The following is a 13,559-nucleotide window of genomic DNA, read 5'->3' as shown; positions in this document are numbered from 1 at the left end:
ACACGAGCCGCCGCCCACATGTCCCTTCATCTCTCAACAATGTCAAAGAACCAGCACCTTTAGGAGGACAGCTAGCCTCCCTCGAAAATTCTTTCGAGGGAGTTTCGTCCCGTTCCTGTTGGCGACCAGCCGTTCGATGCCGCTGAAGGCCTCGTCCCGTCCGGTGAGGGGGCATATATGGACGGCAATCCGACCCGTCAAACCCTTTTTGCAATTTTATTTCAGAAATTTTTCGGAAGTTCCGCGCTACATCCTCCCCCATGATTCATTGCCCTTATGGAAAGCCGCGCGGATGACCCTGCAGGATGCCGACGCCGAAGATGCAGGGTTCGGCTCCCGCATACGCAGCGCCATCTTCTGGCGTTCCGGGAGTCAGATCGTCTCGCAGATGGTGAGTTGGGTGGTGACGTTGGCCGTCATTCGCCTGCTCGATCCGGCCGATTACGGTCTGTTCGCGATGACTCAGGTGATCCTGAACTTCGCCACCTTCCTTAATGGATATGGCTTGGTCAGCGCGCTGGTTCAGTCCGCCACGGTCGAAACCCACAGGCTGCGCCAGGCCTTCACCATCATGCTGCTGCTAAACGGCGGACTGGCGCTGACGCAACTGCTGATCGCGCCCTTGGCCGCCGATTATTACGACCAGCCCATGGTGGCGGATTTGCTGCGGGTGCAGGCGCTGCTTTATCTGTCGACACCTTTCATCTCCGTTCCCGAGGCGATCATGGGACGCGCGCTCGATTTCAAGCGGCCTGCCATCGTCAACCTGATCGCGGCGATCACGTCGGCAGCCACGGCGCTGGTGGGCGCCTTGTCGGGCTGGGGTGTGTGGACTCTCGTGTTCGCGCCGATCGCAGGCTTCTGGATCAAGGCGGCGGGTTATGTCATCGCGACAGGTTTCCGCCCTATTCCGACCTTCGACTTCCGCGGAACGGGCGCCATGGTCGCCTATGGCGCGTCCCTGCTGGGCGGTCAGTTGTTCTGGATTGTCCAGAGCCAGGCCGACATCTTTATCGGCGGCCGTATGCTGAAGCCGCATATACTCGGCCTCTATGCCGAAGCGCTGTTCCTCACGCAGATTTTCGTCAGCAAGTTCGTGCCGCCGCTCAACGATGTCGCCTTTCCCGCCTATGCGCGGATGCAAAAAGATCTCAGCCGCGTCGCATGGTCCTTCTGCAAGGCGGTGAAGCTGCTGCTGCTGCTGACATGCCCGATTTACCTAGGAATGGCCGTGACCGCGGAGCCGCTGGTAGAGACATTGTTCGGGCGCAAATGGCTGGACATGGCGCCTTTCGTGTCGATTCTGGCGCTGGCGATGCCGTTCATGACGCTGCAAGTGATGTTCGCGCCGGTCAGCAATGCATTGGGGCGACCGGGCACGACCGCGCGAATCGCCGCGGCCGGGGCGGTACTGATGCCCCTCGCCTTTCTGATCGGGATACATCAGGGGGGCGCGATCGGGCTGGCATGGGCATGGCTGGCAGCGTTTCCCGTGCTGACCGCGATCACCGCCATCATGGCCGGCAGGCCCATGGGATTGCGCATCGCGGATGTCGTGCGCGCCGCCGCGCCGGGGCTTGGCTGCGCCATCGTCATGGCGGCCATTGTCATGGCGGTGGACTCGATGCTGCCTCCCCTGCCCGCGCCTGCCAGACTGGGCATATTGGTTCCCGCCGGCGGACTGGCCTTCCTGGGCGCGGTATCCCTGTTGGCGGGCGAAACGCTGAAAGAACTGGTGGCGCTGGTCGTCCGGCGGACTCCGCCCGTTCAGGCGGGATAATCCAACCGATCAGGCGGTCTGAATATAATCGCGCAGCGCCGCGGCCTCCGATTCGATACTGTCGATTCGGAATTTGACCAGATCCCCGATGGAAACCATGCCGACGAGCGCGCCATCGATCACCACGGGCAAGTGGCGGATGCGGCGCTTTGTCATCAAAGACAGGCCATTCAGCACCGGTGTCCGATCATCGATGGTGATCGCCGGCGCGGTCATGATCTCTCCCACATCGTGATCCAGCGCCGCAGCACCGTCCCGAGCGACCAGGTGCACCAGGTCCCGTTCGGAGAAGATACCGACCACCTGTCCATCCTTCACCACCGGGACGCAGCCGATCTTGCGATCGGCCAGCAACTGCACGGCGAAAAGCACGCTGTCGGACGGCCCAACCTGAATGACGTCGCTTCCCTTACGTTGCAATATCGCCGCGATTGTCATGGCTGCTCTCCTATGTTGCCACAAAGGCTCCTGTCAGGGCTTGATGATCCCACTTTCGCGGCCCAATGAAAAGAGATGACGCGCAGACAGGCCCTGGACGATCCCCAGATCGCCGCGACCGCTTGGAAACGGTTCCGGCGAATCATGGCATGGATGGCGGGGGGCGCCACGCTTTGCGTGGGACTGGCCCTGCTGTTCTTGTATTGGCGCGTCGGTCAGTTGCCCATACACATGGTGATTGCAACCGTTCTGGGTGTCTGGCTGACCTTCATGCTTGGAACGGCCCTGATGGCGCTCGCATTCCTGTCGAGCGGGACGGGCCATGACGAACAAGTGATGGATAGATTGAAGGACGAGGTGCCATTGGATGACTGAGCAACGAGGCGAACCAGCATTGCGGGTCGTGCCAGGCCCGAGGGACATTAACGCCAACGGGCATATTTTTGGCGGTTGGGTGCTCAGCCAGATGGACATTGCCGGTGGCATCATGGCGGCCCGGATAGCGCAAGGCCCCGTCGCCACCGTGGCGATCGAGGGAATGAAGTTCATCAGCCCTATCCTGCTGGGCGACGTCGTTTCGGTCTACGCACGGGAAAGACGGCGCGGGCGAACGTCGCTGGCCATTCACATCGATGTGGTGGCAACGCGCGGCATCGCGCAGACCGAGGTGAATGTCACCAGCGGCGTATACACCTTCGTCGCGCTGGACGCCAATCATCGCCCCCGCGCGCTGCCGGAGTAAGGCGCGCGGATACGGTCAATGCCTATTACTTAAGCAGACGCAAGGAAGGGGACGGCGCCATGGACGCCGTCCCCTTCCTGATTCGCTGCAGTGGCCTTATTCGGCCGCTTCGGCGGTGGTGGCGCGGGGGCGGCGAACGCGCTTGCGAGGCGCGTCCCCTTCCTCCGTCGCCGCGTCTTCGTTACGGGCAATCGAGGGCGGGAGGACCGCCGCGTCAAAGCTTTCCGCCGATTCCGCAGGCGCGGCTGCCTTGCGCGGTCGGCCGCGGCGGGGACGGACAGCCTCGACAGCCTGCTCCGGCGTGTCCGCGGCCGGCGCTTCTACCGCCTGGGCAGCGGATAGCGAGTCCGCTGGCGTGCCGGCCGGACCTTCAAAGCCTATCTCGGGCTGCGAACCGCCATCTTCCTGTGGCGAGAAGCGGTCGCGGCGATTGCGATCGCGGCGATTGTTGCGATTCCCGTCGCGATTGTCGCGCCCTTCTTCTGGCCGGCGCTCCTGATGGCGGGGCGCGCGGTCGTAGGCCGGCTGCTCGCCACGGAAATCTTCCATGCCTTCATCCGCGCCGTCGAAATCGTCGCCATCTTCGTCGAAACTGTCTTCGCGCGGTCGGAAGCGCTGCTGCTGCTCTTCCTGACGGGCGCGATTGTCGGCCAGTACGCGAAAATAATGGTCAGCGAACTGCAGATAATATTCGGCGTTCACCCGATCGCCCGCCATCTGCGCGTCACGCGCCATATTCTTGTATTTCTCAAGAAGCTGGGCCGCATTGCCGCGTGCGCGGTTGTCGATCCGGTTGCCGTTGTCGCCGCCGCCCCGATTGTTGCCGTTGGGGCGACCATTATTATTCCGGCCGCGATTGCGGCGGCCGGCCTGCCGGTTGTTGATCAAGACATGATCCTTGCGTTCGCTGTGTCAAATTTCACTGACAACACTGTTCAGTCGCCATCTCCAAGTACAGCCTGTCCTTCAGGCCGTATACGGCTCCGCCGGGCATGATCCTGCCCGGATCATCACCCCAGCTGCCAGCGGCGCTTGCGCAGCGAGCGCCGTCATGACTTTCAGGAGCGGGGAAACGACTTTTTGTATCAATGGCCTAACAGGCCATGTCACAAGATGGAGCCGCCCCTGACGCTGATGTAGTGCCTTTTACGGCATAAACCAAGCCATTTTCGCCCGGACAGGCGCAAATCCATGTCAATCGCGCGTCACAATGAGGCAACGGTCGTGTCCGGCTAGATCGCGCCTGACCCGAACGTGCAGCCCATGGGGCCGAATGAGCGTGCAAACGCTGTCCGCCTGTCGATAGCCGATCTCGATCGCGGCCATGCCGCCCGGACCGATCAGGCGGGGCAGCGCGGGCGCGATCCGGCGGTAATCGTCCAGCCCGTCCACGCCGGCGAACAAGGCTGCGGCGGGATCATGGAGCACGTCACCCGACAAGGGTTCGTCGAGGCCGATATAGGGCGGGTTGACGAGCAGGAGATCGAACGGACCGTCCACTCCCTCGGCCCAGTCGCCCAGCCGGAATATTGCGCGATCGTCCACGCCCAGGAGACGCGCATTTTCCTGCGCGATTCCCAAGGCGGCCTGGGACGCATCGATGCCAACGCCCAGCGCCCGCGGCCATTGATCGAGCGCCGCCAGCAACAGCGCGCCCGACCCGGTGCCAAGGTCCAGAATGGTCGATGGCGCACGGCTCGCAAAATGATCCACCGCCGCCTCGATCAGCGTTTCGCTGTCGGGCCGGGGGATCAGCACGTCGGGCGTCACTGCCAGGCTGATCGTCCAGAAATGGCGGATGCCGGTGATATGGGCGACGGGTTCGCCTGCCTTGCGACGGCCAAGCAAGGCTGCAAAATCCCGAGGGACCGTCAGATCGCGCTGGCGCAGCAGCATGTCCGACCGGGACAGGCCAAGGGCGTGCGCCATCAGCAGTTCAGCGTCGAGCCGGGGCGTATCGCTGGAAGCCGCGAGCTGGACGGTCGCTGCGCGAAGCGCGTGGGTAAGGGTCACCCCGCCCCGTCCAACTGCGCCAACCGCGCGGCTTCATCCTCCGCAATCAAGGCGTCTATGACCTCCGCGAGGCCGGGGCCTTCCAATATCTCCGGAAGCCGGTGCAGCGTCAGGTTGATGCGGTGGTCGGTCACGCGCCCTTGCGGGAAATTATAGGTGCGGATGCGTTCCGACCGGTCGCCCGACCCCACCATCGCCTTGCGCGCGCCGGCCTGTTCGCTATGGGTGCGTTCCCGCTCGGCCTCGTAAAGGCGCGCGCGCAGCACCTGCATCGCCTTGGCCTTGTTCTTGTGCTGCGACCGTTCGTCCTGCTGCGTCACGACGATGCCGCTAGGCAGGTGCGTGATCCGCACCGCGGAATCGGTCGTGTTGACGTGCTGTCCGCCGGCACCCGACGCACGATAGATGTCGATCTTCAGATCGGAGTCAGCGATCTGGACATCCACCTCCTCCGGTTCGGGCAGGACGGCCACGGTCGCTGCGCTGGTGTGGATGCGTCCGCCGCTTTCGGTCACGGGCACCCGTTGGACGCGGTGGACGCCGCTTTCGAACTTCAGCCTGGCGAACACGCCCGCGCCGTTGATACTGGCGACCACTTCCTTGAAGCCGCCCTGTTCGGAGGCGTTGGCGGAGATCATCTCCATCTTCCACCCCTGCGTATCGGCATAGCGCTGATACATCCGAAACAGGTCGCCGGCGAACAGCGCGGCCTCATCGCCGCCGGTGCCGGCGCGGATTTCCAGCATGGCGGGACGGGCGTCGGCGGCGTCGCGGGGCAGGAGCTGCAATGCCAGCGCGCGCTCTGCGGCGGGGAGCTGGCTTTTCAGCAGCTGCATCTCCTCCTGCGCCATTTCCCGCATCAGCGGATCGGCCTCTTCGCCTCCGGTCATGGTTTCCAGCGCGGCCAGTTCCTGCCGCAAACGACGCAATTCGCGCGCGGCGGCGGCGACCGGCTCGATCTCGGCATATTCCTTGGAGAGTTTGACGAACGCATCGGCGGGCAGATCGGCGCGCGTCATCGACGCCTGCACCTCATCCCGGCGCGCCTCGATCTGCGCGATGCGTTCGGCGGAGATGTGCATTAGTCGGCGGATAGCCGGATCACAGCATCAAACTGACTCCCCAGCGGAGCCAACATATGGCTGTCGATGGTGAAGTCAGCTTTCAACGCTTGTAGAAGTTTGAGCACCATTTCGTCACCGGCTTCATGATCATGGCTTGCCCTGATCGAAATGCCGACATTCCTTCCGCCGTCCCCAAGCTGCCGTTCACCGGTCACGATAATGCGGCTTTTAGACCTAGCCTTGGATGCTAATTCAAACCTTCTTTTCGCGGCACCCCGAAAGGCCATGTCTACTTTAACCCCCGCGCGGCGGAGTTTGGCGACAATCTCTGTCGCATAATGTTCAGCGGCCGTATTTTCGGGAATAATGGAAACATCTGGGCGCTCGATATCCGGCATATCCACCAGCATCGCCAACCGCTCGATCCCCGCCGCCCAGCCGACCGCCGGCGTGCTCGGACCACCCAGATTCTCGATCAGCCCGTCATAGCGGCCGCCGCCCAGCACCGTGCCTTGTGCGCCGAGGCGATCCGTCACGAACTCGAAGGCCGTGTGGCGATAATAGTCGAGGCCGCGCACCAGGCGCGGGTTGCGTTCATAGGCGACACCGGCCGCGTCGAGCCCGCTGGTCACCTTCTCGAAGAAGCCGCGCGCTTCCTCGGTTAGATAAGCGTCTATATCCGGCGCGCTGTCCGCCACCGGCCGGTCGCGCGGGTCCTTGCTGTCGAGGATGCGCAACGGATTCTTGGCGAGGCGCTCTACGCTTTCCTCCGAAAGCTGGTCGCGATGCGCCTCGAAATGCGCGATCAGCGCGGCGCGCCAGGCTTCGCGGCTGGCGGCGTCGCCCAGCGTATTGAGGGTTAGGGTTACCCCCTCGATCTTCAATTCGCGCAGTAGCTGGTCGCCCATGACCAGCAGCTCCACGTCCGCGCCCGGCTCGGCCGCGCCGATGATTTCGGCGTCAAGCTGGTGGAACTGGCGGAAGCGGCCCTTTTGCGGGCGCTCGTAGCGGAACAGGGGGCCATGGGTCGCCACCTTCAGCGGCGCATATTGCTGCCATCCTTCGGTAATATAGGCGCGGCTGATGCCAGCGGTGAACTCCGGCCGCAGCGTGATGGAATCGCCGCCGCGATCCTGGAACGTATACATCTCCTTCGAGACGACATCCGTGCTTTCGCCCAGCGACCGGGCGAAAACAGCGGTCTGCTCGAACACCGGCACTTCGACTCGCTGGAAGCCGTAAAGACGGCGCACCCGGTCGAAGGTCGCGACGACATGCGCGAACCGCTCCTGAAACGCCTCGGCTGTGCCGCCCAGCATGTCCTGCGTGCCGCGTACTGGACGCGGCGTTTCTGTTTTCGCCATGGGGCAGCGCCTTTAACCGTAAATGCGGCCCAAGGAAACGCGCTTTTTGCGACCGTGGAACAGGGGTGGACGGCAACGGACGGGCAGGCCATGCTAGGGACAATGAGGCCGTCCGGCCTTCTCATCTTTTCTGGAGACATCCATGATCCGCAGCCTTGCTGCCGCATTCTGCCTTTCCACAGCGATTGCCAGCCCGCTCCTGGCGCAGGAGACCATCCGTTCGAAGCCCACAGCGCTGCCGGTGGACAGCGGTAAAGCTGAACCAAAGGACATAGCCTATCCCGGCGGTACGATCCGGCTGGAGGTCGACGCGAGCGACACCACCCAGCGCATTTTCCGTATCAAGGAAACCATCCCGGTGGCCCAGGCCGGGCTGATGACGCTGCGCATGCCCGAATGGCTGCCTGGCAACCATGCCCCGCGCGGGCAGATCGAGAAGCTGACCGGCATTACCTTCACCGCCAATGGCCAGCCCGTCGCATGGAAGCGCGATCCGCTCAACGTCTTTGCCTTTCAGATCGATGTGCCGCAGGGCGCGACCGAAGTCGTGGCGCAGTTCCAGTTCCTGTCCGCGACCGCAGGCAATCAGGGCCGCGTCGTGGTGACACCAAAGATGCTGAACATCCAGTGGGAGAGTGTCTCGCTCTACCCAGCGGGCTACTACACCCGGCAGATCCCGATCCAGGCGACCGTTACCTATCCGGCAGGCTGGCAGGCCGCGACCGCGCTGCGCGGTACGCGGAACGGCAACAGCATTGCCTATGAAACGATCGATTATGAAGCGCTGCAGGATTCGCCGGTCTTTGCCGGCCGCTATTTCAAACCGGTGGACCTTGGCCATGACGTCACGCTGAACATCGTCGCGGACGATGCTGACGAACTGGACTTCAAGCCGGAGCAGATGGCCAAGCACAGGAAGCTGGTGGACGAGGCTGGTGCGCTGTTCGGTACCTATCATTTCAACCATTATGACTTCCTGCTCGCCATCACCGACGAGATGGGCGGTATCGGCCTGGAGCATCACCGGTCGTCCGAGAACCAGGTCGAGCCGGGCTATTTCAAGAAATGGGATTCGGGTGAGGCGCTGCTCGACCGAAACCTGCTGCCCCATGAATTTACCCATAGCTGGGATGGCAAGTTCCGCCGCCCCGACCTTTTGTGGACGCCCGACTTCAACGTGCCGATGCAGGACAATCTGCTTTGGGTCTATGAAGGACAGACGCAATTCTGGGGCTATGTGCTGGGCGCGCGGTCCGGCCTTTTCTCCAAGCAGGAAACGCTGGACGCCTATGCCCAGATCGCCGCGAAACTCGACACGGCGGTGGGTCGCCAATGGCGTCCGATGGAGGATACCACGCACGATCCGATCATCTCGGCCCGTCGACCCAAGGGCTGGGTCAGCTGGCAGCGGTCGGAAGACTATTATAATGAAGGGCTGATGATCTGGCTGGAGGCTGACGCGATCATCGCGAAGGCGACCCGCGGCAAGAAGGGACTCGACGATTTCGCCAAGGCCTTCTTCGGCATCAAGCCCGGCGACTGGGGCCAGGTCGTCTATAATCGCGGCGACGTCATCCGGACGCTCAACGACATCGCGCCTTATGACTGGGCCGGCTTCTTCCAGAAATATGTGGATCAGCCAACGCGCGAAACGCCCAAGGGAGGCTTCATCCTTGGCGGCTACAATCTCGTCTATGGAGAAGAGCCCAACAGCATCACCAAGGCGTCGGAAGGCGCGAACAAGATGGTCGATCAGAGCTTCGGCATCGGCGCGATCGTCAAGAATGACGGCGAGGTGACCGGCGTCATCTGGGACAGCGCGGCATTCAAGGCGGGTTTGACGGTCGGCGCCAAGATACTCGCGGTCAATGGCGACGAGTTTTCTGGTGACGTCTGGAAAGCGGCGATCAAGGCAAAGTCACCGATCCAGATCATCCTAAAGCAGGACAAGTATTTTCGCACTTTGACGCTCGATTATTCGGGCGGCTTGCGCTATCCGCGCCTCGAAAAGACAGGAGGGGGTGAAGGCAGCCTGGACCGGCTGCTGAAACCGAGAACATAATCACCCGTAACCCAACAGGTAGGATAAGGCGTTACCCATGAATATCGAACTGATCCCGGTCGGCGACGATCCGCCCAACAGCCTCAATGTCATCATAGAGGTGCCGACCGGCGGGGAGCCGGTGAAATATGAGTTCGACAAGGCGTCGGGCGCGCTGTTCGTGGACCGCATCCTGCACACGCCGATGCGCTATCCGGCCAATTATGGCTTCGTGCCGCATACGCTGTCGCCAGACGGCGATCCGCTGGACGCCCTGGTCATCGCCCGCTCGCCCTTCATTCCTGGAGCCGTCGTGGCAGCGCGACCGATCGCGGTGCTCAATCTCGAGGATGAAGCGGGCGGCGACGAGAAGCTGGTCTGCGTGCCGGCCGACTCGGTTTTCCCCTATTATTCCAACGTGTCGGAAAAGGACGACCTGCCCGGCATCGTGATGGAGCAGATCGAGCATTTCTTCACCCACTATAAGGATCTGGAGAAGAAGAAGTGGGTCCGCGTCGGCACCTGGGGCGGGGCCGAAGATGCCAAGCGCATCACGCTGGAAGCGATCGATCGCTACAAGGAAAGCAAGAAGGCCGGCTGAGCCGCTTTTCTGACGGACAAAGAAAGGCCGCGCGGAGCAATCCGCGCGGCCTTTCCGTTCATATGGCTTTTAGGGCGGCGCGCTAGATCAGGCGATCCGCCTCCAAAGCCATGGCGAGCGAATCCCGCATGCGCGGCATCCGGGCATGCAGCCGGGCGTCAGCCTCCACCAGCCGGTCCACGCCCGCCTCGAGCTGCGCTTCGTCCAGTGTGAAAGGCAGGCGCAAGAAGCGTTCGAACGCACCGCCCACCCCGAAACGGGGACCGGCCGCCACCCGTACCCCCATGCTTTCCGCAAGCGCGGCGAGTGCCGTCGCTTCCCCGCGCGGCAGTTCGGCCCAGAGCGACAGACCTCCTGACGGGGACTCCACGCGCCACTGCGGCAACCGTTGTTCGATCAGCCGCAACAGATGATCGCGCCGGTTTCGCAATATATCGGCGCGTTCGCCCAAGCCCACATCGGCATCGATCAGTTGCGCGGCCGCGATCTGCTCGACCACCGGGCTCGCCATGTCCATCGTCGTGCGCAGGCGGCCCAACGCCGCGACCGTTTGCGCATCGGCCCTGATCCATCCGACCCGCAACCCGCCCCAGAAAATCTTGCTGGCCGATCCCAGCGTGATGACTTGCCGCCCGGATGGATCGTGGATCGCCACGGGCGGCGGCGGCGCGAAATCCAGGCCAATCGCTACCATCGTTTCGTCGATGATGAGCGGCGTGTGGCTGCGCGCCGCGGCAGCGACCAAAGCGCGCCGCGTAGCCGGGTCCATGCTGCGCCCCGTGGGGTTGTGGAAGTCCGCGATCACATAGGCGAACCGAGGCGATGTCTGACGGAACGCCGCTTCCATTGCGTCGATGTCCCACCCATGGTCGGGGAGCCCCACCGGCACCGGCACCACATGGGCGCGCTGCAGTGCCTGGATGGCGTTATGGTAGGTCGGATGATCGATCACCGCCCGGTCTCCCGGTCCCGCCAACCACTTGAGCAGCAGGGAAAACCCCTGCTGCGCACCATTGGTCACCATGATCTGGTCCGGGGACGTCGGGCAACCGCGCCTTTCATAATGCCCCGCAATCGCGCACCGCAGCACCTTGAGGCCAAGCGCGTCATAGCCAAGATCGCCAAGATAGGCCGGCAAGGCCTCCACGGCATGCGCATAGGCGCGCGCCACACCCGGCGCGGCGGGAAGGGCGGCATGCGTCCAGTTGAGCAGATTGGCGCCAGGGGCGCTTTCCGACTCGACCGGCACCGCTTCCGCGCGTGCGGTCGGCAAGCGCGTGACGCTGCCCGACCCCTGCCGGCTTTCGAGAAAGCCCTCATCGCGCAGCCGGTCGAACGCGGCCGCCACTGTCGTGCGGGACAGGCCCAGCGCCGCTGCCAGTTCGCGCTCGCCCGGCAGGCGCACGTTGAGGCCGATCCGCCCGTCCAGCACCAGCATCCGCAGCGCTTGGGCAAGCTGGCGATAGGCAGGCTCGGCGCTGTCCAGCGCACGCCACGCGCCCAGCAGGCGAAGGAGGGAAGGGGGACGCAACAGCGAAGTGGACATGGCAGACTTCCCGCATAACTGTAGGCGGCGTCCATCTAGCCAGAATTGGCCTCGGTAAAAAAGGCCAATTCTGCCGAACCTGCATTATCCGCTTCCATGCCGCGCGTCACTGCACCGTCGAGGCAAGCGGATTGCGCGCGAAGGCGCATTGACCGTCGCTGTCGGTCGGGCATGATCCCCCTGTCCGTCTCCCAGTTTTCATAGGGAATCCCGCATGCGCGCCCTCATGCCTGCCGCCTTGTTCCTGTCGACATCCGCCGTCGCGGCCGATCCGCCGCAGCCGGCGCTTGCACCGCTGGCGTTCGAGCAGATCGCGCCGGCTGGGACGAAGATGCCGCGGTTCAAGGTCGATGCCGCCTGGCCGGCCATGCCCGGCGACCTGCTGCTGGGGCAAGTCAGTGGCGTGGCTGTGGGGCCGGACGATTCGGTCTGGATCGTGCACCGTCCTCATTCTCTCACCAACACGGATACTGGCCTTGCGCAGAATCCGGCGATCGCTGTCTGCTGCAAGCCCGCGCCGCCGGTGGTACGTTTCAGCAAAGAGGGGCGCTATATTGTCGGCTGGGGCGGCCCGGCCAGCGCGCCCACCATCGACGGCGTCAACCAATGGCCTGCCAGCCTGCATGGCGTATTCGTCGACAAGGGCGGCACAGTCTGGTTCGGCGGCAATGGCAAGGGCGACCATGTCGTCATGAACTATAGCGCGGACGGCACATATATCCGCAGCTTCGGTCGTCGGGACATGACCGGCGGCAACGACGCCACCGACCAGCTCGGCAACCCGTCGGACGTCAATCATTCGGATGGCATGGTGCTGATTTCGGACGGCTATGTAAATCGCCGGGTAATCGTCTTCGACGGAAAGACAGGCGCTTACAAGGGACGCTGGGGCGCCTATGGCAAGCCGCCGGCCGGGCCCGTTCTGCAGGGCGATTTCGACCAGAGCCATGCCGTCGATCCAAACCGCGCAGCCGATCCAAAGGCTGCGCATTTCAACAGCATCGTCCATTGCGTCGTGCCAACAAAGGACGGCCATCTCTATGTCTGCGACCGCAACAACAATCGCGCGCAGCTGTTCAAGCGGGGGAAGGATGGCAGCCTGACGTTCGTACGCGATCTCGTGATCGCGGGAGAAACCGGCGGCACCCACACCGTCACCGACATCGCCTTCTCGCCCGATCCCGAACAGACCTATCTCTACGTTGCCGACATGATGAACGGCCGGATCTGGATCCTCCGCCGCAAAACGCATGAAGTGCTTGGTGCCATCGGCCGGGTGGGACGGCAGGCCGGGCAGTTCACCTGGCTCCACAGCATCGACACCGACAGCGAGGGCAATATCTACGCCACGGAAGTGAACACAGGCCGGCGCATACAGAAGCTGGTCTTTACCGGTATCGAATAGAGGACCGTCAGCCGGCGATCAGCCGGACATAGGCGCTCGACACCCAACCGCTGGGGCAGGGACCGGCATAAGGCTGCTTCCGATCCACGGGTGTGGACACGCCGCAATCCGCCGCGTCGTCGGTCGGACCAACTCTCGGCACCGGCTGCACCACGACACCCAGCCATTTCTGGTCGAGGCTGCGCGTGCAGATCCAGGTCCGCCGCCCTTCTTCGAGACGGGCCAGTTCCTTGGCGTCCGCGAAAGGGGCGCTGCGCAGGCTAAGCCCTTGACCACCGACGCGCGTAATCTGCCCCAGCGCGCCGCAGGCGTCCAGTCGCGGGCCATCCTCACCAATCGTCACGGGGCGGGAGACAGGCGCATCCATGCGGCTTTCGGGCACCTCATCACGCGGCGCGCCGGCGAGCGAGCTGTTTGGCAATTCCTCATAGATGTCGTTGCTGCGGGAACAGCCCGGCGCAAGCAAGAGGATGGGCAGGATCAAGGCAGGGGCAAAGCGCATGATCGCAGTGATAGACGGGGGCGGGCAAGGGCGGAAGACGCCATGTTTCGCTTTAGTTTCACG

General features: G+C 63.4%; 13 protein-coding genes. 6 read left to right on the top strand and 7 right to left on the bottom strand.

Features of this window, described 5'->3' with window-relative positions:
- The first annotated feature begins 292 nt into the window (after positions 1-292).
- Complete coding sequence (locus tag AX724_RS12850) at positions 293-1,780, top strand: lipopolysaccharide biosynthesis protein (protein ID WP_066767104.1); 1,488 nt, start codon at positions 293-295, stop codon at positions 1,778-1,780.
- Between the two features lie 9 nt (positions 1,781-1,789).
- On the opposite strand, the gene AX724_RS12845 is transcribed toward AX724_RS12850, so the two are convergent.
- On the bottom strand, positions 1,790-2,218 hold the full coding sequence (locus AX724_RS12845) for a CBS domain-containing protein (RefSeq protein ID WP_066767103.1): 429 nt from the start codon (positions 2,216-2,218) through the stop codon (positions 1,790-1,792).
- A 75-nt stretch (positions 2,219-2,293) separates the two neighbouring features.
- Here AX724_RS12845 and AX724_RS12840 point away from each other — a divergent pair, with 75 nt between their 5' ends.
- Positions 2,294-2,593, top strand: a complete 300-nt coding sequence (locus tag AX724_RS12840; RefSeq protein ID WP_066767098.1) for a hypothetical protein — start codon at positions 2,294-2,296, stop codon at positions 2,591-2,593.
- The gene (locus AX724_RS12835; RefSeq protein ID WP_066767096.1) at positions 2,586-2,960 is read left to right on the top strand and encodes an acyl-CoA thioesterase; all 375 of its coding nucleotides are present in this window, start codon (positions 2,586-2,588) and stop codon (positions 2,958-2,960) included. The genes AX724_RS12840 and AX724_RS12835 overlap by 8 nt, the downstream gene beginning before the upstream one ends.
- Positions 2,961-3,056: 96 nt before the next feature.
- Here the strand turns inward: AX724_RS12835 and AX724_RS12830 are convergent, their stop codons facing one another.
- From AX724_RS12830 to hisS, 4 genes are all read right to left on the bottom strand, one after another.
- Positions 3,057-3,848, bottom strand: coding sequence for a DUF4167 domain-containing protein (locus tag AX724_RS12830; protein WP_066767094.1), 792 nt, complete (start codon positions 3,846-3,848; stop codon positions 3,057-3,059).
- A gap of 306 nt (positions 3,849-4,154) precedes the next feature.
- Positions 4,155-4,973, bottom strand: a complete 819-nt coding sequence (gene prmC, locus AX724_RS12825) for a peptide chain release factor N(5)-glutamine methyltransferase (RefSeq protein ID WP_066767093.1) — start codon at positions 4,971-4,973, stop codon at positions 4,155-4,157.
- Positions 4,970-6,055, bottom strand: a complete 1,086-nt coding sequence (prfA, locus tag AX724_RS12820) for a peptide chain release factor 1 (protein ID WP_066767091.1) — start codon at positions 6,053-6,055, stop codon at positions 4,970-4,972. Before prfA ends, prmC begins: the two co-directional genes overlap by 4 nt.
- Positions 6,055-7,401 carry a histidine--tRNA ligase gene (gene hisS / locus AX724_RS12815; protein WP_082733525.1) on the bottom strand — a complete coding sequence of 449 codons (1,347 nt, stop codon included), beginning with the start codon at positions 7,399-7,401 and terminating at the stop codon, positions 6,055-6,057. The genes prfA and hisS overlap by 1 nt, the downstream gene beginning before the upstream one ends.
- 142 nt (positions 7,402-7,543) lie before the next feature.
- On the opposite strand from hisS, the gene AX724_RS12810 reads away from it, so the two are divergent.
- Positions 7,544-9,463 carry a M61 family metallopeptidase gene (locus AX724_RS12810; protein WP_066767090.1) on the top strand — a complete coding sequence of 640 codons (1,920 nt, stop codon included), beginning with the start codon at positions 7,544-7,546 and terminating at the stop codon, positions 9,461-9,463.
- Positions 9,464-9,500: 37 nt separating this feature from the next.
- A complete protein-coding gene (gene ppa, locus AX724_RS12805) occupies positions 9,501-10,043 on the top strand; it encodes an inorganic diphosphatase (RefSeq protein WP_066767088.1) in 543 nt (180 codons plus the stop codon).
- A gap of 82 nt (positions 10,044-10,125) precedes the next feature.
- On the opposite strand, the gene yczR is transcribed toward ppa, so the two are convergent.
- Positions 10,126-11,589, bottom strand: coding sequence for a MocR-like transcription factor YczR (gene yczR, locus AX724_RS12800; RefSeq protein WP_066767083.1), 1,464 nt, complete (start codon positions 11,587-11,589; stop codon positions 10,126-10,128).
- 214 nt (positions 11,590-11,803) lie between these two features.
- On the opposite strand from yczR, the gene AX724_RS12795 reads away from it, so the two are divergent.
- On the top strand, positions 11,804-12,994 hold the full coding sequence (locus AX724_RS12795) for a hypothetical protein (RefSeq protein WP_066767081.1): 1,191 nt from the start codon (positions 11,804-11,806) through the stop codon (positions 12,992-12,994).
- A gap of 7 nt (positions 12,995-13,001) precedes the next feature.
- Here AX724_RS12795 and AX724_RS12790 read toward each other — a convergent pair whose 3' ends face one another.
- On the bottom strand, positions 13,002-13,496 hold the full coding sequence (locus tag AX724_RS12790) for a hypothetical protein (protein ID WP_066767079.1): 495 nt from the start codon (positions 13,494-13,496) through the stop codon (positions 13,002-13,004).
- Positions 13,497-13,559: the final 63 nt, after the last annotated feature.

The organism is Sphingobium sp. CCH11-B1 (assembly GCF_001556865.1).
In the GTDB taxonomy this organism is placed as follows: domain Bacteria; phylum Pseudomonadota; class Alphaproteobacteria; order Sphingomonadales; family Sphingomonadaceae; genus Sphingobium.
The sequence above is the reverse complement of the archived record's forward strand: the minus strand, read 5'-3'. Positions and strand labels throughout refer to the sequence as shown.

Coding starts and splice junctions, on each gene's coding strand:
- AX724_RS12850 (WP_066767104.1), top strand. CDS start 293: ATGACCCTGCAGGATGCCGACGCCGAAGATGCAGGGTTCGGCTCCCGC.
- AX724_RS12845 (WP_066767103.1), bottom strand. CDS start 2,218: ATGACAATCGCGGCGATATTGCAACGTAAGGGAAGCGACGTCATTCAG.
- AX724_RS12840 (WP_066767098.1), top strand. CDS start 2,294: ATGACGCGCAGACAGGCCCTGGACGATCCCCAGATCGCCGCGACCGCT.
- AX724_RS12835 (WP_066767096.1), top strand. CDS start 2,586: ATGACTGAGCAACGAGGCGAACCAGCATTGCGGGTCGTGCCAGGCCCG.
- prfA (WP_066767091.1), bottom strand. CDS start 6,055: ATGCACATCTCCGCCGAACGCATCGCGCAGATCGAGGCGCGCCGGGAT.
- hisS (WP_082733525.1), bottom strand. CDS start 7,401: ATGGCGAAAACAGAAACGCCGCGTCCAGTACGCGGCACGCAGGACATG.
- AX724_RS12810 (WP_066767090.1), top strand. CDS start 7,544: ATGATCCGCAGCCTTGCTGCCGCATTCTGCCTTTCCACAGCGATTGCC.
- ppa (WP_066767088.1), top strand. CDS start 9,501: ATGAATATCGAACTGATCCCGGTCGGCGACGATCCGCCCAACAGCCTC.
- yczR (WP_066767083.1), bottom strand. CDS start 11,589: ATGTCCACTTCGCTGTTGCGTCCCCCTTCCCTCCTTCGCCTGCTGGGC.
- AX724_RS12795 (WP_066767081.1), top strand. CDS start 11,804: ATGCGCGCCCTCATGCCTGCCGCCTTGTTCCTGTCGACATCCGCCGTC.
- AX724_RS12790 (WP_066767079.1), bottom strand. CDS start 13,496: ATGCGCTTTGCCCCTGCCTTGATCCTGCCCATCCTCTTGCTTGCGCCG.